The organism is Metabacillus endolithicus, assembly GCF_023078335.1.
GTDB lineage: Bacteria > Bacillota > Bacilli > Bacillales > Bacillaceae > Metabacillus > Metabacillus endolithicus.
Genome location: NZ_CP095550.1, coordinates 2216779 through 2241663, shown reverse-complemented (window position 1 = coordinate 2241663; position 24885 = coordinate 2216779). Strand labels below are relative to the sequence as shown.

Annotated in this window: 25 protein-coding genes; 18 read left to right on the top strand and 7 right to left on the bottom strand. The window is 34.9% G+C overall.

From position 1 onward, the window contains the following. Positions 1–113: 113 nt before the first annotated feature. A complete protein-coding gene (gene tagU / locus MVE64_RS11610) occupies positions 114–1061 on the bottom strand; it encodes a polyisoprenyl-teichoic acid--peptidoglycan teichoic acid transferase TagU (protein ID WP_247346559.1) in 948 nt (315 codons plus the stop codon). 707 nt (positions 1062–1768) lie between these two features. On the opposite strand from tagU, the gene MVE64_RS11605 reads away from it, so the two are divergent. From MVE64_RS11605 to MVE64_RS11550, 12 genes are all read left to right on the top strand, one after another. Beyond that, on the top strand, positions 1769–2491 hold the full coding sequence (locus tag MVE64_RS11605; RefSeq protein WP_281730480.1) for a sugar transferase: 723 nt from the start codon (positions 1769–1771) through the stop codon (positions 2489–2491). A 21-nt stretch (positions 2492–2512) separates the two neighbouring features. Next, positions 2513–3421 (top strand): NAD-dependent epimerase/dehydratase family protein, encoded by a 909-nt coding sequence (locus tag MVE64_RS11600; RefSeq protein ID WP_247346556.1) that lies wholly within the window; start codon positions 2513–2515, stop codon positions 3419–3421. Positions 3422–3523: 102 nt separating this feature from the next. Then, complete coding sequence (locus MVE64_RS11595) at positions 3524–4660, top strand: glycosyltransferase (RefSeq protein WP_247346554.1); 1137 nt, start codon at positions 3524–3526, stop codon at positions 4658–4660. Positions 4661–4663: 3 nt separating this feature from the next. Then, positions 4664–5752: a glycosyltransferase gene (locus MVE64_RS11590; protein ID WP_247346552.1), complete on the top strand. Its 1089-nt coding sequence runs from the start codon at positions 4664–4666 to the stop codon at positions 5750–5752. A gap of 15 nt (positions 5753–5767) precedes the next feature. After that, positions 5768–6526: a glycosyltransferase family 2 protein gene (locus MVE64_RS11585; RefSeq protein WP_247346550.1), complete on the top strand. Its 759-nt coding sequence runs from the start codon at positions 5768–5770 to the stop codon at positions 6524–6526. A gap of 13 nt (positions 6527–6539) precedes the next feature. Beyond that, entirely contained in the window at positions 6540–7427 is an 888-nt protein-coding gene (gene galU, locus MVE64_RS11580) for a UTP--glucose-1-phosphate uridylyltransferase GalU (RefSeq protein ID WP_247346548.1), read from the top strand. 1 nt (position 7428) lies between these two features. Then, positions 7429–8742 carry a UDP-glucose dehydrogenase family protein gene (locus tag MVE64_RS11575; RefSeq protein ID WP_247346546.1) on the top strand — a complete coding sequence of 438 codons (1314 nt, stop codon included), beginning with the start codon at positions 7429–7431 and terminating at the stop codon, positions 8740–8742. 434 nt (positions 8743–9176) lie between these two features. Then, positions 9177–11429 (top strand): hypothetical protein, encoded by a 2253-nt coding sequence (locus tag MVE64_RS11570; RefSeq protein ID WP_247346544.1) that lies wholly within the window; start codon positions 9177–9179, stop codon positions 11427–11429. Beyond that, entirely contained in the window at positions 11420–11590 is a 171-nt protein-coding gene (locus tag MVE64_RS11565) for a hypothetical protein (protein ID WP_247346542.1), read from the top strand. The genes MVE64_RS11570 and MVE64_RS11565 overlap by 10 nt, the downstream gene beginning before the upstream one ends. A gap of 970 nt (positions 11591–12560) precedes the next feature. Further along, positions 12561–13100 carry a recombinase family protein gene (locus MVE64_RS11560; protein WP_247346540.1) on the top strand — a complete coding sequence of 180 codons (540 nt, stop codon included), beginning with the start codon at positions 12561–12563 and terminating at the stop codon, positions 13098–13100. Positions 13101–13150: 50 nt separating this feature from the next. Beyond that, positions 13151–14068: a recombinase family protein gene (locus tag MVE64_RS11555; protein ID WP_281730479.1), complete on the top strand. Its 918-nt coding sequence runs from the start codon at positions 13151–13153 to the stop codon at positions 14066–14068. After that, the gene (locus MVE64_RS11550; protein WP_247346539.1) at positions 13989–15311 is read left to right on the top strand and encodes a recombinase family protein; all 1323 of its coding nucleotides are present in this window, start codon (positions 13989–13991) and stop codon (positions 15309–15311) included. The genes MVE64_RS11555 and MVE64_RS11550 overlap by 80 nt, the downstream gene beginning before the upstream one ends. Positions 15312–15346: 35 nt before the next feature. Here MVE64_RS11550 and MVE64_RS11545 read toward each other — a convergent pair whose 3' ends face one another. The 4 genes from MVE64_RS11545 to MVE64_RS11530 all read right to left on the bottom strand — a co-directional run bounded on the left by MVE64_RS11545 (position 15347) and on the right by MVE64_RS11530 (position 17929). Next, the gene (locus MVE64_RS11545; protein ID WP_247346538.1) at positions 15347–15499 is read right to left on the bottom strand and encodes a hypothetical protein; all 153 of its coding nucleotides are present in this window, start codon (positions 15497–15499) and stop codon (positions 15347–15349) included. A 125-nt stretch (positions 15500–15624) separates the two neighbouring features. Then, positions 15625–15855: a hypothetical protein gene (locus MVE64_RS11540; RefSeq protein ID WP_247346537.1), complete on the bottom strand. Its 231-nt coding sequence runs from the start codon at positions 15853–15855 to the stop codon at positions 15625–15627. Positions 15856–16113: 258 nt separating this feature from the next. Continuing rightward, on the bottom strand, positions 16114–17004 hold the full coding sequence (locus MVE64_RS11535) for a tyrosine-type recombinase/integrase (RefSeq protein ID WP_247346536.1): 891 nt from the start codon (positions 17002–17004) through the stop codon (positions 16114–16116). Between the two features lie 16 nt (positions 17005–17020). Continuing rightward, positions 17021–17929, bottom strand: a complete 909-nt coding sequence (locus tag MVE64_RS11530; protein ID WP_247347034.1) for a helix-turn-helix domain-containing protein — start codon at positions 17927–17929, stop codon at positions 17021–17023. 206 nt (positions 17930–18135) lie between these two features. Here MVE64_RS11530 and MVE64_RS11525 point away from each other — a divergent pair, with 206 nt between their 5' ends. Both MVE64_RS11525 and MVE64_RS11520 read left to right on the top strand, forming a co-directional pair. Continuing rightward, positions 18136–18381 carry a hypothetical protein gene (locus MVE64_RS11525; RefSeq protein ID WP_247346535.1) on the top strand — a complete coding sequence of 82 codons (246 nt, stop codon included), beginning with the start codon at positions 18136–18138 and terminating at the stop codon, positions 18379–18381. Next, on the top strand, positions 18327–18971 hold the full coding sequence (locus tag MVE64_RS11520) for a nuclease-related domain-containing protein (RefSeq protein WP_247346534.1): 645 nt from the start codon (positions 18327–18329) through the stop codon (positions 18969–18971). The genes MVE64_RS11525 and MVE64_RS11520 overlap by 55 nt, the downstream gene beginning before the upstream one ends. 40 nt (positions 18972–19011) lie before the next feature. On the opposite strand, the gene MVE64_RS11515 is transcribed toward MVE64_RS11520, so the two are convergent. Next, positions 19012–19233, bottom strand: a complete 222-nt coding sequence (locus MVE64_RS11515; RefSeq protein WP_247346533.1) for a hypothetical protein — start codon at positions 19231–19233, stop codon at positions 19012–19014. Between the two features lie 36 nt (positions 19234–19269). Continuing rightward, complete coding sequence (locus MVE64_RS11510) at positions 19270–20316, bottom strand: Fic family protein (RefSeq protein WP_247346532.1); 1047 nt, start codon at positions 20314–20316, stop codon at positions 19270–19272. Positions 20317–20675: 359 nt separating this feature from the next. Here MVE64_RS11510 and MVE64_RS11505 point away from each other — a divergent pair, with 359 nt between their 5' ends. The 4 genes from MVE64_RS11505 to radC all read left to right on the top strand — a co-directional run bounded on the left by MVE64_RS11505 (position 20676) and on the right by radC (position 24870). Continuing rightward, on the top strand, positions 20676–21674 hold the full coding sequence (locus tag MVE64_RS11505) for a hypothetical protein (RefSeq protein ID WP_247346531.1): 999 nt from the start codon (positions 20676–20678) through the stop codon (positions 21672–21674). A gap of 113 nt (positions 21675–21787) precedes the next feature. Further along, positions 21788–22174 (top strand): hypothetical protein, encoded by a 387-nt coding sequence (locus tag MVE64_RS11500; protein WP_247346529.1) that lies wholly within the window; start codon positions 21788–21790, stop codon positions 22172–22174. Positions 22175–22230: 56 nt separating this feature from the next. Next, complete coding sequence (locus tag MVE64_RS11495; RefSeq protein ID WP_247346528.1) at positions 22231–24219, top strand: hypothetical protein; 1989 nt, start codon at positions 22231–22233, stop codon at positions 24217–24219. A gap of 198 nt (positions 24220–24417) precedes the next feature. Continuing rightward, entirely contained in the window at positions 24418–24870 is a 453-nt protein-coding gene (radC, locus tag MVE64_RS11490; RefSeq protein ID WP_247346526.1) for a RadC family protein, read from the top strand. Positions 24871–24885 lie beyond the last annotated feature (15 nt).

Sequence of the window (24885 nt, the reverse complement as noted above, 5' to 3'; positions counted from 1 at the left end):
TCTCAATAAAAGCAGAATCAAAACAGAAAAGCGGTCCACCACCCAAGCCCTGTCTCGATAATACCATTATCGAGACACACTCGAAGATAACCATTCTCCCGTATCCCAATAACCTACTTCACACTAGCCGTCGTCCCCGAAATCTCCAAATGCTCCTTCAATTTCTTCGACAACGCCAAACGATCTTCCTCAGGAACGATATAATAATAAACCCCATCAATCTTATCTCCGGAACCTTCGACCTGGAACTGAGTGAGATTTCCACTAGCTTCTTTGTAATTTTCTTGAATGTCCCACATCTCATCGAAGGTTAAATTCGTTTTAACGTTATGTTGGACAACATTAAACATATCACCAAATTTAGTGATCGAAGTAATGCTGGCTCCTTTTTTCATTACCCCTTCAATGACTTGTCGCTGGCGGTCCTGGCGTCCAAAGTCTCCGCGGGGATCTTCTTTACGCATCCGTGTGTAGGCTAAAGCCTCTTCGCCATCTAAAGTTAGTGTGCCTTTTGGAAAATCATGGCCATCATAGGAGAAGTCTAATGTATTCTCCACTGTAACACCGCCAACTGCATCAACCGTATCTTTAAAGCTATCCATATTGATTTTTACAAAATAATCAACAGGAACGTCTAAAAAATTTTCAACCGTATCAATCGCCATTTGTGTACCGCCGTAGGCATATGCGTGGTTAATTTTATCTTGAGTGCCCTTGCCAACAATCTCTGTTCGTGTGTCACGAGGGATGCTGACCATTTGCGTTGAGTTTGTATTTGGATTGACGGTCATTAAGATGAGAGTGTCAGCGCGCCCAACGTCACCCTTACGTTCATCCACGCCCATTAGCAAAATTGATATTGGGTCTTTTTCTGTAAACACAACTTGTTCCGGTCTTTTTTCTGAAACCTCTCGATCGATATCTTCGTGAATGGTCTCAACTGTATTGGCTGCTGATTGAAAAATATAATAGGCATAGCTGCCCACGCTGATGAGAAGTAAGCCAATGATGCTTAAGGTGATCCAAAGCCATTTTTTCTTCTTTTTTCTAGCTTCTCTCATATCTAGTTCATCCTTTTTGTTTTAGGTCTAAGAAAATTATAGAGCGACCGGGACTGGTTACACAATCCTCTTTTGTCAAAAATTGTTGAAATCATTCTAGAACCTGTCGGATTTGTGTATAATGGTGACAAGTCTATTTTATAGTTTGGATTTTCAGAAGAGAGAACATGTATGATCAAACTTTCCGCTTTTAGAATCTTTTTCAAGTATGGTAGACGATTTATATAAAAATTAAGGTTATTTTTTTCTTATGTAGGGTTATATAGTAGTTAGACGCTAACTAGGCAAAACAAGTTTCACAAATTTATCATATTTTCTATTCAAAATTGCAAATTCCAATAGTAGGATGGATAGGAATGTTGTATAGTTTCTTAGGGGAACGGCTACAAAAGAAAGATAAGGTTCGAAGTGTATGATGACGAACCTAGCTTAACCCGCTGATTAGAAAATATTCTGATTGAGGCAATTGTATAAAAAGTATATTTGCCTTAATGTGTTAAGCACTTTTTTAACAATATGTGAATGAAAAGCGCTCAGGTTACCTACATTAATAAGTAATTGTAGGACTTCTGTCTCTGATCTGCTATGACAAAAGAAAAACAAATTGAGGATTATTTATCCAGTAATTCTAAATGTTCTTGTTGACCTTTTGCGTTCCAAGTGATATTTTTTTTATGATGATTTGTTAATAAAAGTGTTTGAACTATATGAGTACCACTAGAAGGTTCTCTATTTTTTTGATAGCCATGTTTTTAGTATTTGAGGTGATAAGGATGGCAATAAATCGAGCAGAGTCAACAATATTTCAAACAAGTTCATATCAACGATTAGCCGTAATACCGAAGGAAACAGTATATAACTTATATTTAAAACGTTTTTTTGACATTCTAGTTGCAAGCATTGGCTTAATCTTTGCTACCCCTATCGTTTTAATCACGATGATCTTGATTAAGCTGGAATCACCGGGTAATGCATTGTTTTTCCAAGAGCGTGTAGGCTATAAAGGGAAAAACTTCAACGTGATCAAACTTCGCTCTATGAGATCAGATGCCGAGAAAAACGGCGCACAGTGGGCAAGTAAGAATGATCCTCGTGTAACGAAAGTGGGCGCGTTTATTCGTAAAACACGTATTGACGAGCTTCCGCAATTAGTTAACGTGATTAGAGGGGACATGAGCTTAATTGGTCCTCGTCCTGAAAGACCTGAATTCACAGAAGAGTTTGAGCGTGACATTCCAGGCTTTAAAATGCGTTTATTAGTGAAGCCGGGCTTAACTGGCTGGGCGCAGGTGAATGGCGGTTACGACATTACACCAAAAGAAAAATTAGAATATGATTTAATTTATATAAAAAACATGGGATTTCTATTAGATTTAAACACGGCAATTAAGACAATAAGAGTTATCTTTACAGGTGAAGGTGCTAGGTAGCTTTAGGAGGACATCTCTAGTATGAAGGTTCTTGTAACTGGCGGATGTGGATTTATCGGTTCACATATCGTCGATAAATTAATTCGAGAAAAGCATGATGTATATGTGGTTGATAACCTTGTGTCAGGACACAAGAAAAATCTAGATCCAAGTGTCCAAATTATGGATTGTGACATCAACAGTGATTTGATGGAGAAAGTGATCCAGGATTTTCAACCTGAAGCGATTATTCATCAAGCTGCACAGGTTAGTGTAGCTTCTTCAATAAATGATATATTGTACGATGAAAACGTAAATATACGTGGTTCAGTAAATTTAATTAACCTGGCAAAGAAATATGGAGTGAAGAAAATGGTGTTTGCATCATCTGCAGCTGTTTACGGAAATCCTGTTTCACTACCAGTCGATTTAAATCATCCGACAAGCCCATTATCTCCGTATGGGGTTTCAAAGCTGTCGGTTGAATATTATTTAAAAATGGCTAGTCAAACATTTGGACTAGATTACACCATTTTGCGTTATGCTAACGTGTACGGGCCTCGCCAAGATGCACACGGTGAAGGTGGAGTTATTGCGATTTTTTCTGATTGCTTAGCAAATGGAAAAGCTCCGACAATCTTTGGTGACGGTGAGCAAACAAGAGACTTTGTTTATGTAGAAGACGTTGCTGCGGCAAATGTTTCTGCATTAACAATGGGTCATAATCAAACATTGAATGTATCTTCCGGAGAGGAAATTACTGTGAACAAGCTTTTTGAAACGATGCAAGAAGCAGCAGGAACTTCTTTGGAAGTCAATTATAAAGAAGAACGAAGCGGAGATATCCGTAAGAGTGTCCTTTGCAACAAAGTGACGAAGGAGCAGTTAAACTGGAATCCGAAAACATCACTACTAGAAGGACTACAAAACACATTAAATTTTTATAAGTAAAACAATATCTCCCGTCTTGACGAACCTATCCATAGATAGGAGTGGCGGGAGTTTTTGTCGTAGTTCGAAAAACGAAACTAGTTGAATTGAGGGACGAAATAGATGAAGCACATTCTCGTGTACTTTCCATATGAACTGCAAAAAAATCCGAAAAGCGGATCAGGTGTTAGACCGAAACGAATTGTTGAAGCATTTAAGCAATATTGTGAAGAAGAAAGTCTTGAGTTAGTTGTGATTTCTGGAACAACGTCAGAAAGACAAGCTGCAATCGAACATTATCATGCGCGTAACGACTACAACAATGCCCTTTTCTGTTACATGGAAAACAGCACAATGCCTTATTGGTTCACAGATCCAGATCGCAAGCCTAAAAACGTAAAGCTAGACAGCGGTTTCTGGAATACATTAAAACAGCATAACATTCCGATCAGCTTGTTTTATCGAGATGTGTATTGGAAATTTGACGACATGTATGTACCGCCAAAAGGAATCAAGTTTTTACGCTATTTAATGAGACAAGTTTACAAGCAGGAGCTAAAAACATACCAGAAGTATGTTGATCTCTTATATCTTCCTTCATTAGAAATGAACAAATATGTGGGTTGGCAAGGTGAAGTAAGTGAACTGCCTCCTGGAATGGAGAAAGTAGAAATAAGAAACAACATTTCATTAAAGCTAGAAAAGCCATATCAAGCAGTTTTCGTCGGTGGAATTAGTGATCAAGTAGGAATGCTAATGCTTCTTGAAGCATTCAAAGTACTAAATGAAAACGATCATGTGATTAATCTTGAATTAGTCTGCCGTGAAAATGAGTACACTAAATATCAAGAAATGCATAAGTACGAGCAATATCATTGGTTAAAGGTGAGTCATCTATCAGGGGATCAGCTTATCGAAGTATACGACCGTTCCCACTTGGCACTTATCCCAAGGGAGAAAAATGCGTACCATGATTTTGCTGTGCCTGTTAAATTGTTCGAATATCTTTCACACCACTTGCCTGTTGTGGGAACAGATTGTGATGCTCAAGCTAGGCTTTTACAAGAAGAAGGCTTTGGCGCTGTGTCAACAGTTGATCCAGAACAATACGGAAAGGCGATTCTCGACCTTTTGCAGCCTGACACCTACAATCAAACAAAACAAAACATCGAGCTAAAAGCATGGGAAAACCATAGCTGGTATGCAAGAGTACGCAAGGTGGCAAACGATATGCTGCGCATAAAAGAAGGGAGGAACTAAGAGATGAAGATTGCCGTCTTAGGACCAGCAAGTAATGTTCACACAAAAAAGTTCCTTGATTATTATGATAAACAAGGTTTTGACATTATCAACATTAGCTTTGACAGCCACAAGGATGATCAAGATCGTTCGCATTGGAAAAACGTTAAAACGCGCTACCTTAATGTAGGTTCAAATAAACTAACATATTTTTTAACGGTATCAACTCTTAAGAAAATTTTAAAAGAGGAGAAGCCGGATATTCTTCATGCTCACTATGTATCGAGCTATGGAGTGATCGGAGCACTGGCGAATTTTCACCCGTATGTGATTTCGGTTTGGGGAATGGATATTTTTGACTTCCCAAAAGAAGGTGCTTTAAATACATATATGGTAAAATATGCATTGGGAAAAGCTGACATGATTGGCTCAACGAGTGAAGTCATGAAGGTAGAAACAGCTCAATATACAGATAAGAAAATCGAAGTAACTCCATTTGGTGTGAACCTTGATGTGTTTAAGCCGAATGAAGTACGTACTGAATCGGACAAGGTAAACTTCGGAATTGTTAAAACGATGACAGAAAAGTACGGTATTCGTTATCTGCTACAAGGGTATGCTCTTTTTAAGGAGCAAGTGGACGAGCTAACATATAAAAACACACACCTCACAATTGTTGGGGGAGGTCCAAAGCTTGAGGAATATCAGAATTTGGCTCAAGAGTTAAACATTGCTGACCAAACAACCTTTACGGGGAAAATCCCACATGACCAAGTTCCGAACAAAATCAACGAGTTCGATGTGTTTTTTGTGCCATCAACTCTTGATAGTGAAAGCTTCGGGGTTGCGGCAGTTGAAGCTCAAGCCTGTGAAGTTCCGGTTGTTGTTGCAAATGTTGGTGGACTGCCTGAGGTTGTGCTAGATAAGCAAACAGGCTTCGTTATCCCAACAAAGGATGCTCAAGCGATCGCAGACAAAATGATTTACTTCATTCATAACCCTGAAGAAGGCAAAAAGATGGGTAAGCTTGGACGCGAGCATGTGTCAAAGCATTACCAATGGGAGGAAAACGCTGCTTATATGGTTTCCCTCTATCAAAAGAATTTATTATAGAAGGAAGGGAAAAGCGTGGACAAGCCATTAGTATCGATCATCACACCTTCTTACAATAGTACAAAGTTTATCCCGGCAACGATTGAGTCAGTACTCGCACAAACCTATCAAAACTGGGAAATGCTAATCGTGGATGACTGCTCAAAGGACGAATCACGAAAAGTAATAAGAGAGTATACAGAAAAAGATGGCAGAATCAAACTAATAGAGTTAACAGAAAACAGCGGGGCTGCTGTTGCTCGTAACACAGCCATCAAAGCAGCTAAAGGCAAGTATGTTGCTTTCCTTGATAGCGATGATTTATGGGTGCCTACTAAGCTCGAAAAACAAATCGAATTCATGGAAATCAATGATTACGCGTTTACATATTCAAAGTATCAGTTAATGGACGTGGACGGCAATAAGCTCGACCGCGTCATAGATGTCCCAAGGAATATCGATTATAACGGTCTACTAAGCAATACAATCATTGGCTGCTTAACAGCTGTTGTGAATATAGAAAAAACAGGTCCAATCGAAATGCCGAACATCAGAACAAGACAAGACTTCGCTCTATGGCTTTCGATTTTAAAACGAGGCATCAAAGCACATGGTCTTCAAGAGGTATTAGCCTATTACCGATTGGTGCCAGGCTCAATTTCTAGTAACAAAGTAAAAGCTGCAAAACAAACATGGAAAGTTTACCGAGACGTTGAAAAGCTCGGTCTACTTCGCTCTGTGTTTAGTTTTACCGGCTATGCGTTCAATGCAGTTAAAAAAACGTATTTGAAATAGGGGAGGAAATACCATGAAAGTACGTAAGGCGATTATCCCTGCAGCAGGGTTAGGAACAAGATTTTTACCAGCAACAAAAGCACAACCAAAGGAAATGCTACCAATCGTAGATAAACCAACGATTCAATATATTATTGAAGAAGCTGTTGCATCTGGAATCGAAGACATCATGATCGTTAGTGGCCGTGGTAAACGCGCAATTGAAGATCATTTTGATAAATCATATGAGTTAGAAGAAACACTAGCTAAAAAAGGTAAGGACAAAGTTCTTGCAGAAGTTCAAGAAATTTCAAACCTTGCAAACATCCACTACATCCGTCAAAAGGAACCAAAAGGTCTTGGCCATGCAATTAACTGTGCAAGTCGTTTTATCGGAAACGAGCCTTTTGCGGTGCTTTTAGGCGATGACATCGTTAAATCAGATGTTCCATGTACAAAGCAATTAATTGATATGTATGAAAAATATGAGTGCTCTGTTGTTGGTGTTCAGCCTGTACCTGATGAGGATGTATCGAAATACGGAGTTATCGCTCCTAAGCAGGACCAGCAAAAGCCAGGAGTTATTACGGTTGATTCTTTAGTAGAAAAGCCAGCTAAGGAAGAGGCTCCATCTAACTATGCGATCATGGGTCGTTACATCTTAACTCCAGACATTTTTAATATTTTAGATGATCTACCAGCAGGTGCTGGCGGAGAAATTCAATTAACAGACGCATTAAAAATCTTAAACGACATTCAATCTGTTGTAGCGTACCCATTCACAGGTGTTCGCTATGATGTAGGAGATAAATTCGGCTTTATTAAAGCATCTGTTGACTTCGCTCTACAACGCGATGATTTAAAGAATCAAGTGTATGAGTACTTAAAAGAGGTAGTCAGCAAAGATAATGGAGGCAGGTAATATGCAAATTGCAGTAGTAGGAACCGGCTATGTTGGTCTTGTTACCGGCGTATGCCTATCCGATATCGGTCACAACGTCACATGTGTAGACATTGACGAATCAAAAGTAGAACGAATGAAACAAGGCATCTCACCAATCTTTGAACCAGGCTTAGAAGAGCTTATGGTGAAAAACTATAAAGCGGGTCGCCTAAACTTTACAACAAAGCACGCAGAGGCTTTCAACAACGCACAAGTGGCCTATATTGCAGTAGGAACTCCTCAACGTGAAGATGGTACGGCAGATCTACGCTTCATTGAGCAGGTGGCAAAAGACATCGCACAGAACCTTCAAAACGATGCAGTGGTTGTCACAAAGAGCACAGTGCCAGTTGGAACCAATGAAAGGGTAAAGAGTATCATTCTAGAGTACCTTGCTAAAGACGTAAACGTTGAAGTAGTCTCAAACCCAGAATTCCTTCGTGAAGGCTCTGCTGTGTCTGATACGTTCAATGGTGACCGTATTGTCATTGGAGCAGACTCAGAGCAAGCAGCAGCTATTATAGAAGAACTAAACAAACCATTCGGCATTCCAATCTATAAAACAGATATCCGAAGTGCTGAAATGATCAAGTATGCATCAAACGCATTCCTTGCTACAAAGATTAGTTTCATTAACGAAATTTCTAACCTATGTGAAAAATTAGGGGCTAATGTAAGTGATGTTGCAAAAGGTATGGGAATGGACGATAGAATTGGGAATAAATTCTTGCAGGCCGGAATAGGCTATGGAGGGTCATGTTTTCCAAAGGATACAAACGCACTTGTTCAAATCGCAAGCTTCGTTGAACATGAGTTTAATTTATTAAAATCTGTTATCCAGGTAAACAACGAACAACAGCGTTTACTCCTTAAGAAAGCAAAAGAACGTTTTGGATCACTGGAAGGCAAAACAGTTGCATTACTAGGCCTTGCGTTCAAACCTAACACAGATGATATGCGTGAAGCAGCATCAATCACTTTAGCTCATGAACTAGTGCAAGAAGGGGCTAAAGTCGTAGGTTATGATCCAATCGCCATGGATAATGCGAAAAAACTACTACCAGGAGAAACGATCTATACAAATTCAGCAGAAGAAGCTGTGAAGATGGCAGACGTTGTTTTCATCGTGACAGAGTGGGATGAAATCAAAAGCATCAAATTTGACGATTACGTGAACTGGTTAGAGGTTCCGGTTATTTTTGACGGTCGAAACTGCTATGATCTAGAAGAAGCGACAAAATATAAGGTAGAATATCACTCAATTGGAAGAAAATCCATTAAAAATTTATCTTAAAAAAGTCTAAATAATTGCAACCTTATGTCGATAATATTGGTGTAAGGTTGTTTTATACATGCTATTCAAATAAAATATATTTTGAATAGTAATACATCTTACCTAGCACTCTACCATAGTTAACATAGTTTAATATTTTAATGAAATATTAAACTTCTAGAAACTGGAAAATAAAAATAGTCGAAAGTACTAGAATTTTTCCGAGTTATGTTATATTATTGGTAATGTATTCAACTGGGAGAAAGGTTTTCATAAAATAGAAGAAATTAACTAAAAAAATAGTTGAATTTTCTACTAAAATATGAAATAATTTCTAAATGTACAGGAGAATATAGCTAGAATAGTTAGTAGATTAATAGGGATTTAGCTATACACCTATATCTCCTATTGATAAAAACAATAATTTTTCAAAACTCGAAAGGGGAACACACACAATGTCTAAAAAGAAAGTCGCAAAGTTTGGTTTAACAGCTGCTGCAGCTGTAACAACTGTTGTTGCTGCTAACCCAGCTGGAGCTGCTGCTGCATCTTCAGTAGAACAAGCAGTAGTACAAGCAAGCACAAATGCAAAAGCATTAACAAAATTCTACGGTAACACTGATCTTACTGTATCTGCTGAATTCACAGCAGCATTCAATTCAGCTAAAAAGTCTATTGCTAATGCAAAAGCTCAAGTAGCTGCATTCTCTGGTAAAGAGAAAGCTTACTACGAAGCTACTCTTGCTCAAGCTACTGAATTACAAACTTACGCTGCTCGTTACATCGATGCAGTAAATATCGTAGCTGGTGAATTAGCTGAAGCTACTACTCCAGTTTATGACTTCGTACAGTCTGGTGAAGTAATCACTGAAGACGTAGCAGCTCAATACGATACTCTATCTGCTGCAATCAAAAAAGCAGAAAGAACAATCGGTAAAGTACGTGGAGAAGCTGTTCGTGAAGCTTTCCAAGAAGGTTTCTTATTAGATGCTAAGCTTACTCGTGAAGCAATCATCTTTGAAGTTTCTCAATTCAATCTATTAAACCAAATCAACGCTGACATCGCAGCTGGTAACACTGCAAATGTTGAAGCGGATTTAGCTAAATTAGATCGTTTAAAAGAGCGCGCTGTAGGAATCAAAGAAGCTGGTAGAGAATTATACCCTGATCTAGAAGGCGTATACCCTGAACTTCCAGAAATCGAAGCAGCATTACGTGCTACTGAAACTGCTACAGTTGAAGCATACGAAGCAACTTTAGCTCCTGCAGTTAAATCTGTAAGTGCGATTAACGGTGCGCAATTCCAAGTTACTTTTAATAAAGCTATTGATGCGGACACAGTTATTGACTCTGCAGATGGAACTTTATTATCAGGAACTGTAGTTGCTGCTACAAAAGTTAGTGGTACAGGATCATTCTCAGTAACTTCTGCATCACTTGCAGAATTAAGTGAAGATGGAAAAACATTAACAGTAACTCTAGTATCAGGTGCATTAAACGATGTAAACTTCACTGTTACAACTGATGATACTATTAAAACTGTTAATGAAGAAGAGGTTGCTGAATATACTTCTCAAGTAATCAGTGCTTCTGATAAAGTAGCTCCTTCAGTTACTTCAGTTACTAAGTTATCAGCAGGCGTTACTCGTGTTCAATTCTCTGAGCCTTTAAACAATGAAGGAAGTTGGTCATTTAAATTTGCTGACGGAACTTCAGCAGGAGTGAGTGTTGACAACGCTAATATTAATAAAGGTTATGTTGACTTAACTATCACAGATGTTAATGCTACAGCTGGAAAAGAAATTGTTGCAACAGTTATTGGAGCTAGAGACTATGCATTAAATCTTTCTTCACCAAATCCATTAACAGTTTCATTATCTAAAGGTTCACTTGATGGTGTTAAACCAACTGTTTCTTCAATTACTCCAAAAGGATTAAATAAAGTAGAAGTTAAGTTTAGCGAAGAAGTTAATAACTTAACTGAAGCTGATTTTACAATTGACGGTGTTGCACGTACAGCAAACGATGCTACAGCTGCTCTTGCTGGAACAGAAGCAATTATCACTCAAGATACTACTGATAAAACAAAATACACAGTAGAATTCGCAGCTGTTAGTGCTGGATACCATACTGTTGGTTTAGTTGACAATGCTGTAACTGACCTTTCTGGTGAGCAAAGTGATGCATTCTCTAAACTATTAACTTTCTCAGCTGATTCTACAGCTCCAACTCTTGTTAAATCAGAAGTTAAAAAGGGTACTGATGGTTATGAATACCTACACTTAACATTTGATGAGGCTGTTACACTTAATACAATTACTGCTCTTACAGCAACACAAGTTAAAGACTATGTAACAACTACTGGAACTATTGATCTTACTGGTCTTACTGCAGTATCAACAGCTAACAAAGAGTACAAAGTGAAATTAGCGGATGTTGAATTTACTGGTTCAGGTGCTGCTATTACTAAGGGTTCAGATTATACTGTAACATTAACTGGTGCTGTTGATGACGGAGTAAATAACTTAGGTACTACTAAGATTACATTCACTCGTGGTGAAGATACTCCAACTGTTAAGCAAACTGTAAGTGGTGTTTCTGCAGTTGCTAGTAAATTTCAAGTAAAGTTAAAGTTACATTCAATCAACCAGTTGATGGTCCATCTGCAACTAATGTTGCTAATTACAGCATCAATGGTGTGGTTGTAGAAAAAGCTGAAATCCTATCTGCTGATGGTGGAAGTGTTGTTACATTAACTCTTAAAGAAGATTCTAATAACCTTACAGGTTCTAGAAATGTAACAGTTACTGGTGTTAAAACAAAAGATGGCGTAGAAATGGCTACCCATATTATACTACTGTTTCTTTAGTTGAGAACGTTACTCCAACTTATACAGCTTCATTAGTAACAGTTGCGGATGACGCATCAGAAGCTGGAGATACTTTACCAGAACTATACATCAAACTTTCTTTCTCAGAACTTATTGGTGATAGTGTTGCACTTGATGCTATTGAAGCTGCTGATTTTGAAGTAACTTATGGTGGAAATGACTTAGGAGCAGATTTCGAAGGTGTATATGAAGATACTTCTGATACTGCACTAGTTGCTGGAGATGCGTATGATACACTATACCTAAAATTAGATGAATCTGCGATTACTGACCTTGATAAAGCTTTAGTTGTTAAAGCTCTTAGCAGCGATATTGTTGATGTAACTGCTACAGCAAACAGCGCAGTATTCTCAGCTGTTAAAGGTAACTCAATTTCAACTTCTGCAGTAACTGCGAAGTAATTCGAACTTACCTTAATAGCAAAATTTAAGGAATAAAAGTTTTAGAAGAAAAACTCTAAAGAGATCTTTCTCGATAGAGTTTTTCTTTTTTTAAAGGGTATAAATTTTTTAGGAGAATTATGGATTGAGGAACAGATTTTTTCCAAACTTCTAAATAAAATTATGTTAGAACTGTGGTGTTCCCCACATTCTATAAATGGAGAGCTACTCTTTTTAAGAGTAGCTCTCTTTTACATTTTTATAAATTATTAAGTACTGTTTTTTATGATTTTGAATATACATGAATTTTATTTACTTAAAAAATTCAAAATAACATGCATAATATTATCTAGTCTGAAAAATACTCCTAGCATACCATCTAACTTTTGGAAGGTATGTTTTTTTATTTTGTACCTTTAGTTAAGTTTTCTAGTTTACTTAACTATTAACTGGAGGTGACTTGTGAATTTTTGTAACTATTTTACCCTTTACCCAACTAATCATCGTAAATTAGTTACATATTAAACTAGTTAATAAATGTTAACTAAAAAGTAAAAGGTTTGAGTATCATGACTGAAACAGCTATTGGTTATGCTAGAAAATCTATCTATGTTAGTGGATTAGAAGATGAACGTGAAAGTGTTCTATACCAATTGAACCAAATTGAAGAGTATGCTGACGAACATGATCTAGAGTTAATCAATATCTATAGCGATATTGGTGTTAGTGGTGTACTAAAAAGTAGACCGGATTTAAACAAGATGTTGGCTTTCTTACGAAATTATGTGCAAGAAAAAGATGAAAAGGTTAATTATTTAATCTTTTATAATCAGGAGCGACTAGCTCGTGATCTGAGTACTAGTATTGAACTGATGCTAGAAATTACTGAACTGGTTGAAGAAATAGTCTTTGTAGCAGACGAAACTAATACCAGTATAAGAAACTTTAGATCAACCTTTCTAGTTAATGCAGCCAAAGCAGCTGAAAACAGAAGGTTTATTAAGAAACGATTGCGTCAAGGAAGAAAAGCAAAGGTTGTTTACAGTAATCTTTATCGCTCTACATTCAAACCACTTGGATATGTTCAAATTTCAAAAAGAAGGAATTAGTTTTAGCTTCAGTTAACCAAACAAGGGACAAGGAATTAAACAACGAACTAATGATTGTCCAAAGCATATTTCTGGCTTATTTATCGGGAATGAGTCTAAGAAAGATAGCGAATTGGTTAAATACTGAATTTGGCTTAACCAAGCGTGGTAAACAATGGAGTTACAAATCAGTTCAATACATCCTAAGAAACCCTGTTTATGCTGGTATTCTATCAAGTGTGTTTATGAAAAATAAAGAAACCAAACAAGTAGAAACCATAGAATCACTTGTTTCAATTAGCACTTTCGAATATGTAAAGAGAAAGCTGGATCAGGAATCTAGTGGAAACAAGAATAAAGCCAAAAAACATATGCCAGATCTTTCATTGTGTTTTGAGTGCTTTAGACCCTTAGAATTAAAAAATGGCGGTTTTAGATGTCCATCATGCGAAAGAGAAATATGTATTAACTTATTTATAAGTTTAGTTAGGGATCGATTTGTTACTTTACTAACAGGAAACAAGATTCAGCAGCCTATTCTAAAGGACCTACTGAATGAAAAAATGCACCATATCGAATCGCATCTGTATTCTATTACTAAGAAACTAAAGGAGCTTGTTCAAAGGGAAAAAGAGATTAAATCACAACTTTACTTCCAAAATGAGAAATCATTAAGGTTACAAGAAGCCAATCAAAAAGAACAAACAAAGTTACAACAACAGTTGTTTTTCGAAAAGGGATTCTATCAGCTTCTTAAAGGTACTTCTATGGATAACTTACAAAAGTATATGGAAACAGGCATTTCTGAGAAGGGTTTAGTAGTAGTTCCTTATTTATTGTTAGTTGATTTTAATAAAAAGAACATATACATCAAGTTTCATCAAAATCTTTTTAATCAGGTGAATAACAATGAAGAACCATTCGAACTTCAAATGGTTGACGAAGATATATTCCTATCTAAGAACATCAGGGATCTTGAATCCTACTGATAGCATCTATCAGCAACAGTGTATTGTAGAAGAATTTGCTTTAGAACATGAACTGAGTGTGAAGGAGTTCATTATTGATGAGCATAAGACTGGTTTAAATCAGAATCGAGAAGGATTTCAAAAGTTAATGCATTTAGTAGAACATAATTTGGTGGATTTAATACTAGTACCCTTCTTTGATCGTTTAGGAAGAGATGACTTTGAAATGTCTCTCTTCCTAATGAAACTTAAAGGAAAAGGAATTGAGTGTATTAGTATTGTTGAAGAAAAGTATCTCTCACAGATGACTGAAACAGAAATAGTTCAGGTAGCTATAAATGCTTCAGAAGAAAATAAAGCTCGCCATAAACGAATCATGCAATCAACAGCAGCCTCTTTAAAGAAAGGTGAGTATGCTTATAATAAAATTCCCTTTGGCTACTCAAGGGATGAACATCGAAAGCTTTATGTAAATGAATATGGAAAGATAGTAAAAGATATTTTTCAATTTTTCCTAGAGTTTCAGAGTATTCCTAAAGTAGTCAAATTACTGGAAAAATATAACGATAATGATTTTGGAGTAAAATTGGATTACGGAAAAGTATATTATACTTTAAGGAATAGAACATATACAGGATTTATATATAGCACCAAAAGAACTGAAGAAGGAGAACAATATACACGAGATTCTGATGTGCCGCATGAACCTATTATTTCAGATGAAGTTTACAAAGAGGTCCAATCAATCCTTCAAAGCAAGAAACGGTTTAGAAGTGTGGGTTCCCACTTTCACTTGTTCTCAGGTGTAATATCTTGTTCAGAATGCTCCCAATTTTTTAAGGGTAAGGAAGGGATAAGATATAAATGTGAAAAATGCGGTTACTCTATGTTAGATAAGCATTTAACACCACAATTATTAGAGTATATACAAACCTTGGAAAATCCAAAAGACTTTCGAAGATCAGACGAATACAAAAAAGAAACAAACAGTATCCAAGATCAAATAGATGAATTGGAATTGAAATATGCAACGTTAAATATTTCTTATCAACGTTTCATTGAAAGAACATTCTTATTACATGAGAAGCTGCAAGAGATATATAACTATTACAATAAACAGACTTTGTATGAAGATAGTTACACTTATTTAATTAACCACGAAAAACACCAAAGGTTAAAAGAAGTTATGTTAGAAAGAAAGTTAAAAATAGTAGTTAAGAAAGTAAACTATAAATCATTTGAATTTAAACAAATGGTTGATTAGTAATTAGGGTTAAACCAAATGGTTTAACCCTAGTTTCATTTAAATCCTTTATTTCTTGCTTTTAACTGTTTAATATACTCTTCTCTTAGTTGCTTGTCTAAAGCAATTTTTTGAGCAAAGTGTATTTGTTCATAAGAAGGTAAATTCAAAAACTCTACCTTCCAATCTTCATCATTTTCTTCCGTCAATACCCATTACCTCCTTTTAATGGGTATTTTTAGCGTATTTCAGAAAAAAATGCATAAAAAAATGAGAAGTCTGGTATACTAAACTTCTCATTTTTTTCGAAGGTATAGCATTAATTTATTGATCATTAATTTGCCGAGAGAAAGACAAACGGATGCTCATCCGGTAAGAAATATAACAGGTTCATTAAACTAACAGTAGATTCTTCCGTAAGCTTAAAAGTTTCATCTTTAATGGTTAATTCTCTATATTCAAGATTTAACTGTTCCGGTTTTATCAGAAGCAAATCTTCTAGTTTCACTTGTAACTCGCTAGTTAACAAGAATAAACTCATAAACCTAAAAAGGTTATAAACCATTTAGTTTAACACCTCCAGTTAAATTTACTCTTATTATTTGCTACTAAGTAATTTTTTATTTGCTTTAGCTAGCGTGGAATAGCGTTGGTAATTAGTGGTTGAGGATGTTAAGGTTATTCGAAGAGAGACTTTTTGAGTTTTTTAGATATAGGATGTTTAAAAACTGTGGATACGACAATAATGGGAATGTAGATTAAATATCACATACCGTGAAAGGCTAAAAAAAGGTGGGCCATGTTAGTCTAAAGAAACAGTTTTCTATAGTTTATTTAGTGGATCTCTGAGATTTTCTACAACTAAGTGTTGATACCTTGTTGTAGATCGTGGATCAGTTTGGCCTAAAATATTCATTAAAAAGCTTTGGTCCACTTTCTTTAAAGTAAGATGTGTAGCCATGCTATGTCTTAAAATATGTGGTGTTACTCTTTTATCAATACCTGCTAATTCCTTTATTCTAGATAAGTGGGTCCTTACTGTGTGAGCATCTATATGAGTCCAAGGAGTTCTAGGTGAATGGAACACATATGGATATTCAGATGCTGGATGATTGTCTATAAAGTCTTCTAGAACTGGAAGTAGCTTGTCATTTATAGGGAGATATAGATCTCTTCCACCTTTAATTTTCGGGAAATATAACTTACGTTCCTTAAAATTGATGTTCTCTTTTTCTAGCCTGATTGTAGCTGTAATACGACTACCTGTGTAATAGAGAAAAGAAATCAAGACATAAAAATAATGCTGATATTCCTTTGCGCTATCTAATAACAGATCAATTTCTTCTTCAGTCAGTATTGGCGGTAATGGTGTAAAGATGCTTTGATGTTTAATCTTGCTTGCTATATTTTCATTAAAGCCAATCTCATCTACCAAGAACCGGTAGAAAGACTTTAAAGTCGATAAGTGCCTTTGGACAGAAGATTGTTTATATCCTTTATATTCATGTAGATGTGTTAGGTAATCCAATAGATCATTACGATGTAGTTGTTCTAATAGAATTTTACCTTCATACTCAAAGTAGATAAATTCACTAAATGATTTTAAATCTTTTGAGTAGCCAGTGATCGTTTCTTCCGAATAGTGTTTACGTTTTAAATGCCGAATGAATTGGTTTTGATAAAAAGGTAAGTCATAATTTTCGCTATAGTGCAATTAAATAACACCTCGTTTAAGCCTTGAAGAAAGGTTCAATATGACATTCTTCAAATGTGATTTTATTTATATTCAAATTATGATCTGAGAGTAGTGGCTTCATTTCTTTAACCATTGTTGCTGGATTAAAAATAAATACTCTAAAGAGAGCCGCATTTTTATATGTTTTCCCAAGATTACCATTCGTGTATTCAGTCACTTTTATGCCGGGGACTATTTTTATGAGATCATCCATTAATTGACGATCTTGATATCGTGTTGTAACATACAAAAAGTGTTCATTTGATGATAATGTAAAGAACAACGATTCAGTACTTAGCTCTAAGTACCCCTCTAATTCTTCTTGGAAATGAACGGATTCTTCCTTTTCATACCCCGGACTGTTAATTATTCTCTTCCAATTATCGTATGTTTTTCTAAGCACTTCTTTCACATCTCTATAAGAGTATTTTTGAATAAGATTTAGAATGTGTGAGTTAATTAACTCACTGATATCATCAGAAATTTTTACTTGAATATCATCTGATAAACTACTAAGTTTTTCTATTACTGCTTTAATTTCTGGGTGAACTGTATCCATACCTTGATTACTGAATAATGTGTTTGTTTCACTTACATTATCCTCATTACTTTCTTCGGTTTTCTCATTACCCTTCGTTTGGTCAACCGGTAAGGTGGGATTACCATGATTCAAGATATCCTTGGTTTTTTGTCGAAGTTGCATCAAATCATTCAATTGAACATGATAGATGTCACTTAATTTTATAAGTATTTTTTCACTAGGTATCTTCTTATCATGCATTATCTGCGAAATATACTGTGGAGAGACATCTAGCCTTTTTGAAAAATCAGAAGAACTAATATTAATTTCCTCCATAAAGTCACTTAAAAAATCTGAGATCTTTTCGTAATTACTCGGATTCACCTTCAAAGTTAACACCTCCATTCTTTTAATATTCAGAATAATCATAGACAAAAAAACAAAAATAAATACTACTTTGCGGTAAGCTCCCTTCAGCAACAGCCATTTTTTGTTCGACATATTCCCGCAATCTCATTATATAAACTAAAAGAAAGTTAAGATTAGTCGATAAGATATATAGGGAATATATGGATTGGAGACCGATTATTATGTTTTTTAATATATTTAAGAAGAAAGATGAAAAGGAAATTATTAAAGAAGAAAGTAAAAATTCAAAAGATATTATTGCTGAGAAGAAAACGAAGGAGTATGTTGCTGCTAGAAAGGGAGAAATTGGGGAGTACAAAATTGATATTCAACTAGGCAATTACCTAAAGAGTATAAGTACCTTTCAGATATCATGGTTACGAACCCAAAGTCAATTTCAGGATTTTCTCAAATTGATCATGTTGTGATCACACCATATGGAATCTTTGTTATAGAGACAAAAAATTATCAAGGTACTATATATGGTGGAAGAGAAAGAAAAGAATGGTCAGTAAATGGAAAGTTCAAGATGATGAATCCCTTTTTTCAAAACTATGGTCATATCAAGGTATTAAAAGATTTAGTCGATAAGAAACTACATAATCATTTCTTTTCATTAGTGTCCTTTACAAAAAGATGCACTTTTAAAGTGGATCAGGAGTTGAGAAAGATTAGCTCTGATGACTTAATTCTTTATGATATTGAACTTTCAGAGTTTATTCATAGGAAGGTTTCTGTTGTTAAGCTACAGGATAAAACTCCTGTTTTAAGTAGTGGTGAAATTGACCAAATATATTCGATCATTAGTAAAGCCAACATTACTGACTCTAAGTTGCGGGAACAGCATTCAAGGTCAATTAACGATAAGAAGGAAGAAAAGAAAAGCATTGAATCAAAAAAGAAGTGTACCACTTGTGGCCAGCCTGTTTCGGAAAAGGTTGCTGCATACTGTCTTTCAAATAAGAAGTTTGATGGAAAAATTTATTGCTATGATCATCAGAAGACAACGCTCCGATAAAACTAGAAAAACGTCCTTTATACGAGGACGTTTTTCTAGTTTATTCTTTTAATTTAGCTCTCATTTCACTTGGTAGACACTCTGTTAGAAAGTTAAATAATACTTTTCCATCCATCTTATCTGAGAGATAATTTAGGTAAACTTCTTCTTCATTTTCCAATTCAATGTCATTAAAATAATCTTTGTACTTATTCCAGACTGTAGGACTCTGTTCTTTAATCGCCTTAATATTGAATATCACGCCATTTCTTAGAAAATCCATTATAAACACCTCTCCTTAATAACTATTGAATAAATATTATTGTGTTTTTTTCCATTTTGCTGTTCTACCTAGTCCCATTGGTTCAATAAGGTTTTTATCTTTCAGCTCATTTAATACACGATTTATTGTAGATTCACTAACTTCAGGGCATGCATTTCGTATATCTTCTTTTGTAAAATATCCGATTTTGTTTTCGATGAATTTCTTAATTCTTTCTGCCTTATTACCTCTGCCAGTTTGAACAAACCCCACTCTAGACTCTAATTCTTTGTAAGCTGCAATAAAGGTGCTTAATATATAATTAATCCAAGGGAAAATATCATTACTATTTTCATGCCATCCCTGTGAAGACTGGTTCAGGGTTTTATAATAACTTTCTTTGGTATCCTCGATAATTTTTTCTAGACTGATATATCTTCCGACTTCATAGCCAGATTTATATAGCAGGAGTAGCGTAAGAATACGGGCCATTCTACCATTACCATCATTGAAGGGATGTACAGAAAGAAAGTCTAAAATAAATAGGCTAATTAAGATGAGCGGTTCAACGTCGCTTTTATTCATTCTTTCGTTAAGTTCCAAACAGAGTGATTCCATAGCGGCTGGAGTTGCAAATGCTGATACAGGAATAAAGCGAATTACTTTTGTTCCATCCGGTAATTTTTCACTAATAACATTATCGGCATTCTTCCAACGTCCACCCTCAGCTGGGATGTAGTGATAAAGTTGACGATGGAGTTGTAAGATTACACTTGTGTTAACTGGAATACCATCATAAGACGCATGTACTAAGTTAAGGACATCTCTGTATCCAGCTATTTCACCTTCAGAACGATCAAACGGTTCTGTTTTGTTTTCCATTAAACCTTTTAAACGTTTGTCTGTAATGATTATGCCCTCAATAGCATTGGAAGCTTTAGTAGACTGGATTACAGCAACATCTTTTAAAGTGTTTAAGATTTGTGGAGCTTGTTTTTTATATAGCTCTTGTTTGCCTTTATATTCATTAATTTTTGAAATTAAACTAACAGTTTCCATTGGGAGCATTAATTTTTTTAATAAACTGTAATCATAAATTCTCATTTCTATCCTCCAATTTTTACTCTATGAGGGTTAAACATCCTCATAATAATTAATAATGAGTATGTTTATTCATTAATGAGCATTTTTTATGGCCTTTATCTTATATACAGATACTTTTAGAAAGTAAAAAGATTAAATTAAACATATTCATTTTATTGTTTTTGAGTATGTTCTATTAAATAATTATATATTTAAACATACTCATTATCAACAAAATGAGTATGTTTATGTTGTTTTTAGATAAGATTTCTAATTTAACTTTTTACTATGATTTTTTATTCTCAAAAATCAGGTGAATTTTGTTAAAATATAGAAGATGTAACGAGGTAATTATAGTTAATGGTATTTAGGAGGGTATAATGGAAGATTTTCTAAATAAATATATTAAGTTTGGAAGTGAGCTTCAAAGCACATATAAGGTTATGAGTAATATAAAAAAGGGAGTATTTGGATTATTTATATTAGTTATACTAATACAGCTTTTTATTTTATTTAACAATGGTTTCTATCCGAGGATTAATAGTGAACTTTGGCTACGGGTTATATCACTATTATATAATTTACCCTTAATGGCCATCTTATTTTATACGATATGTTATGTAAAAAAGTTCAAATATAAGAACTTGAAAAAGATTATTGGGGTGTTTGTTGCTGCATCTATAATTACATTAATAGTTCTATTTATTTGTTCGTATTCTCCTTTTTTTCCCAAGGAGTTAATAATATTTATTATTGCATTTTTAATTAATATACTTATTTCGCTGTTCATACATATCATACCATTTCATTTGATCAACTATAAATTTCTGAAATTTAAGCCGGAAAGTAATTTCAAAAAATTTGAGGTGGATTCTGATGAAGGGAATTCATTAAAAGAATTTCTTTTGTTAATTAGTCCAGATTACTTCTTTTCAAACTTATATAAGAGTATATTGACATCGGACTCGTATAGGCTTAATGAAATTGATAAAAATGATTTTATAACTTTAAAAGGTAAGTCCTATACAACTCTAACAGAGGAAAAAAACAGATTAAGGTATTTCATTGTCTTTTCTAATTGGTTTAACTTGATGATTGTTATTTATGTTATTACTATCCTTATGTTTATTAATCTGGATTCTGTATCATCATCGGATATTAAAGTATTTTTATTATATTTAATTATCTTGCGTATAGTCTCTAGAGTTTTTGAAGTCGTATATGCATTCTTTAAAGATGTTGTAAGAAAGAAGGTACTCTATTTTCATAAGTTAGCAGAAGGTGGTTCCATCACGAAGAGTAAGTTTTATGATAACTGGAGAAATTCATCTATTAGAAAGTTCTCGAAAGGATATCACTTGCAGTTCACAGTTACATAGAAATAATATTGCTCTTTTCTATTCTGTACTCATTAATAATAGGCTTTACCTTAAATAATTCTTGTGAGCTAGTGGGTTTTAAGACGATAGAAATAGAAGTAGTTAAAGGCCAAATGGCTGAATCACAGCCTATTTGTGATAACAAAGGAAATATCTTACAGTTAGAGAAAAATCAAAAAGCTGATGTAGAGATAGAGAGCGATTCCTTAATAGAAATAATACTCTACAGTGCTTCAGTAACATTCTTTAATTTCTCTTTTGACTACTCTAATTCCACCCCAACAGCTTGGAAGATAGCACATGTAACGCAAGTAATGACTAGCATTGTATTGATTGTTCTATCTTTAGCGAGTTATTTAAGTTTTAAAGATGTGATGGATGAAGATGAAGTAAAGGAATTTTTACTTATAAAGTATTGGGAAAAGAGATCTAAAGGAGAATATAAGGAATTTCTTGAGCGAGTTGAGTCAAGGAGTGTAGATGAGATTCCAGAAAAATAATAATTGTAATGTATATTATAGAAGAATTTAGGTAAAATATCATTGATGATGATTAATTGGGTAAAGTGGTAAAAAATGTTGTAAGTGCGATTAACGCTACTCAAGTTAAAGTAACATTCAATAAACCACTTGATTTAGTTTCTGCAAGTAAAGCAGCAAACTACGAATTATATGCTGTTGGTAGTGCAACTGACCGTGTTGGTACTGTTAAACTATCTGATGATAAAAAGTCTGCTACTATTACATTATCAGCTGGTCAAGAATTAACTTCTACAGCTACTGATTATACTTTGAAAATCGATAATGTATATGATGATGCAGAAAACGAAATTAAAGACTTCAGTAAAGTTTATTCTCTTGCTGATACAGTTCGCCCAACAATTAGCGATATTACTTGGGAAGATTCACAAACAATTAGTTTTGTTGTAAGTGAGCCTGTAGCTGCAGATGGATCAACAACTGATGGTGTTGACATTAATGACTTTGTTGCTGTATACAATTCAAATGGAATCAAAGAATTCGGATTCTTAGAATCAGCTGGAAAAGCTGTATACAATGCAACAACTGGTAAAGTTACAGTAGATGTTTCTGGTTTAACTAAAGGTTCATATACTCTAAAAGTGGCTAGCCTTAAAGATAAAGCTGGAAACTTAGTAACTTCTAACCCAACTGTAAAAACTTTTGAGATTTCAGATGATAAAACTGCTCCAACAGTTTCTTCTGTTAAAAACTTAGGAATTAACACAGACCCTGCTGGTGTAATTGAAGTTAAGTTTGATGAGAAAATTAAAGCTGATCCAGCTGGTGACTCTTCAATCGATTACTTTGTTGTAGAAGTGGATGGAGTTGCAGATACTTCTGCTGTTATTACTACTTCTGATGACAAAAACTTCACTGTTGAATTACCAAGTGTAACTGCAAAAGGTTTACACAAGATTACATTAAAAAGCTATAAAGACCTAGCAGGAAATGCTGGTGCAGATAAAAATCAATTTGTTACTATTGAGTCTTCTAAACCTGCAGTTAAATCTGCTGAATTCGTAACAACATCTACTGGTGATAAAGTTGTTGTTAAATTTGATCGTAACTTAACAGCTGCTGCAGCTAGTTCATTAGCAGGTTTAACTGCAACTTATGTAACTAGTGAAAATGTTGAGGATTCAGTTTCTATTGATACAGCTGCTATTACAGTTGAAGATATCGATGGAGATGATATCAACGAATTAGTTATTGATGCGGATAACTTTGATGGTTCATCAGCTGAGCTACCAGGTGGTTCTTATAAAATCTCATTAGCTGGTGGTTATGTAGAAGATGTTGCTGAACAAGGTAATGCTGCTACTACTATCACATTTGCTGTACCAGAAGAATCAGCAACATCACAAGTTGTTGTAGGTAATGGTTCTAACGGTACAACTGCACCAAGTCAAGTGGTTGATACAGATAATAACACTGTTTATGTAACATTCAGTGATGAAGTTGGAAGCAGTGCTCTTAATCTTGCAAACTATACTGTTGAAGGTGAAGCTGCATTCGAAAGAGCGGTATTTACTTCTACTTCTAAAGACACTGTTAAATTAACTCTTAAAGCTGATGCTATTGGTGTTAATGGAGAATACACTTTAGCAACTAAGAATATTTTAGATGCTGATGGTCACGCAGTTAAAGATTCTACTCAAGATGTAGCACTTGTTGAAAATACAGCTCCTGCAATGGCAAAAGCTGAAGTTACTGCAAATGACACTATTCTAGTGACATTTACTGAAGGCTTCTCTAACCATAGCAGTGTAACTGGACTTGATTTTGTAGTGAAAGTTAACGGAACTGCTGTTACTTTAGCTACAGGTGATGCTTCTACTACTGCTGCTGGTGTAACTACTATTACACTACCTGCAGGATCATTATTATCTTCTGCATCTGATGTAGTAACTATTACAACAGATTCTGATTTTGATGGTTTAGATACTGCAATAGCTGGTGGTTCATTAACTGGAAACAAAGGTAAAGTAGGTCAAACTGTTACTGCAACTTGGAGTGCTGAATAATAGTCATATAATTTTTGAAAGACTATATGATCGTTAAGATCTACTAAAAGCCATGTGAGAATATTCTTACATGGCTTTTCTTTATTAGAAACCGAATCTAATAGAATGATAAGCATATATTATTTTTTTGTATAAGATATTTTAAGCCCTAATTCCATTAAGGAGTTAGGGCTTTTTCTATTTTAAGGAGGAACTAAAATGAAGAATCAACCAGCTAAACGAGTAAACATTGTCAGTCTAAAACTAGTAAAGGAAACAAGCATTCTTTACAAGGAAAGGAGTATCAGATCACCAGAGGATGGATATAAGCTGATGAAACATTTCTTAGGTGATTTAGATCGTGAGGCATTCATCGTCATTTCACTAGATACTAAAAATCAACCTGTTTCAATCAACATTTGTCATGTTGGAAGTCTTAATGCTAGTATCGTTCATCCAAGAGAGGTCATGAAGTCTGCGATCCTTTCCAATGCTGCTTCAATAATGGTAGGTCATAATCATCCTAGTGGAAACAGTTCTCCTTCAAGAGAAGACTTAGATGTTACCAAAAGATTAGCTGAAGCAGGGAAGATCGTTGGAATAGAACTACTTGATCACATTATCCTTGGTGATGATGAGTACGTGTCAATAAAAGAAAAAGGATACGTTTGAAAGGAGGAAGAGAAG

Coding starts and splice junctions, on each gene's coding strand:
- MVE64_RS11550 (WP_247346539.1), top strand. CDS start 13,989: ATGAAGAACCATTCGAACTTCAAATGGTTGACGAAGATATATTCCTAT.
- MVE64_RS11525 (WP_247346535.1), top strand. CDS start 18,136: ATGTTTTTTAATATATTTAAGAAGAAAGATGAAAAGGAAATTATTAAA.
- MVE64_RS11570 (WP_247346544.1), top strand. CDS start 9,177: ATGTCTAAAAAGAAAGTCGCAAAGTTTGGTTTAACAGCTGCTGCAGCT.
- MVE64_RS11515 (WP_247346533.1), bottom strand. CDS start 19,233: ATGGATTTTCTAAGAAATGGCGTGATATTCAATATTAAGGCGATTAAA.
- MVE64_RS11500 (WP_247346529.1), top strand. CDS start 21,788: ATGGCTGAATCACAGCCTATTTGTGATAACAAAGGAAATATCTTACAG.
- radC (WP_247346526.1), top strand. CDS start 24,418: ATGAAGAATCAACCAGCTAAACGAGTAAACATTGTCAGTCTAAAACTA.
- MVE64_RS11590 (WP_247346552.1), top strand. CDS start 4,664: ATGAAGATTGCCGTCTTAGGACCAGCAAGTAATGTTCACACAAAAAAG.
- MVE64_RS11605 (WP_281730480.1), top strand. CDS start 1,769: ATGAGTACCACTAGAAGGTTCTCTATTTTTTTGATAGCCATGTTTTTA.
- MVE64_RS11600 (WP_247346556.1), top strand. CDS start 2,513: ATGAAGGTTCTTGTAACTGGCGGATGTGGATTTATCGGTTCACATATC.
- MVE64_RS11560 (WP_247346540.1), top strand. CDS start 12,561: ATGACTGAAACAGCTATTGGTTATGCTAGAAAATCTATCTATGTTAGT.
- MVE64_RS11510 (WP_247346532.1), bottom strand. CDS start 20,316: ATGAGAATTTATGATTACAGTTTATTAAAAAAATTAATGCTCCCAATG.
- MVE64_RS11575 (WP_247346546.1), top strand. CDS start 7,429: ATGCAAATTGCAGTAGTAGGAACCGGCTATGTTGGTCTTGTTACCGGC.
- MVE64_RS11520 (WP_247346534.1), top strand. CDS start 18,327: ATGGTTACGAACCCAAAGTCAATTTCAGGATTTTCTCAAATTGATCAT.
- tagU (WP_247346559.1), bottom strand. CDS start 1,061: ATGAGAGAAGCTAGAAAAAAGAAGAAAAAATGGCTTTGGATCACCTTA.
- MVE64_RS11540 (WP_247346537.1), bottom strand. CDS start 15,855: ATGGTTTATAACCTTTTTAGGTTTATGAGTTTATTCTTGTTAACTAGC.
- MVE64_RS11595 (WP_247346554.1), top strand. CDS start 3,524: ATGAAGCACATTCTCGTGTACTTTCCATATGAACTGCAAAAAAATCCG.
- MVE64_RS11505 (WP_247346531.1), top strand. CDS start 20,676: ATGGAAGATTTTCTAAATAAATATATTAAGTTTGGAAGTGAGCTTCAA.
- galU (WP_247346548.1), top strand. CDS start 6,540: ATGAAAGTACGTAAGGCGATTATCCCTGCAGCAGGGTTAGGAACAAGA.
- MVE64_RS11555 (WP_281730479.1), top strand. CDS start 13,151: ATGATTGTCCAAAGCATATTTCTGGCTTATTTATCGGGAATGAGTCTA.